Here is a 533-nt window from a genome sequence, read left to right as displayed (position 1 = left end):
AGCCTACTGTCGCGCGGAAGTGACATCAGTGCCAGCACGGACAGTTGGCCGGGGAAAACCTTTCATGGCAAGGTGGACGAACTGTTGCCCAATCTGGAAGCCTCAACGCGCACGCTAAAGGCCAGGCTGACACTGGAAAATCCAGAGCACTTACTCAAACCTGGCATGATCCTCAACGTGACACTGACGCATCCCATCACCACGTCTCCCGTGGTCGCTATTCCCGACGAAGCACTCATCACCACTGGCACGCACAATCGAGTACTGCTGGCTGACGGTAACGGTCACTTCACGCCGGTCGAAGTGAAAACAGGCCGTAGCCAAAATGGTTGGGTAGAAGTTACTCACGGCCTTAACGCGGGCCAGTCGGTGGTTACGTCCGGCCAATTCCTGATTGATTCAGAAGCGAGCCTGAAAAGTGCACTGCCACAAATGGCAGACGATCAACCTAAACAGGATACCCCGGCGGCCAGCGCGTCCCCCACCTACCAGGCGGAAGGGAAAATCGAGGCGATCGACGGCGACACGATTAC

Annotated in this window: 1 protein-coding gene; it reads left to right on the top strand. The window is 56.7% G+C overall.

Translation table 11 applies throughout. The annotated features are described in order from the left end of the window. Positions 1–533 (top strand): efflux RND transporter periplasmic adaptor subunit (locus tag J5224_RS34875; protein WP_264629372.1); only part of this gene is annotated, 533 nt, incomplete at both ends.

This window comes from Candidatus Symbiopectobacterium sp. NZEC135 (assembly GCF_025962695.1).
This window is presented reverse-complemented; position numbering and strand designations above follow the sequence as displayed.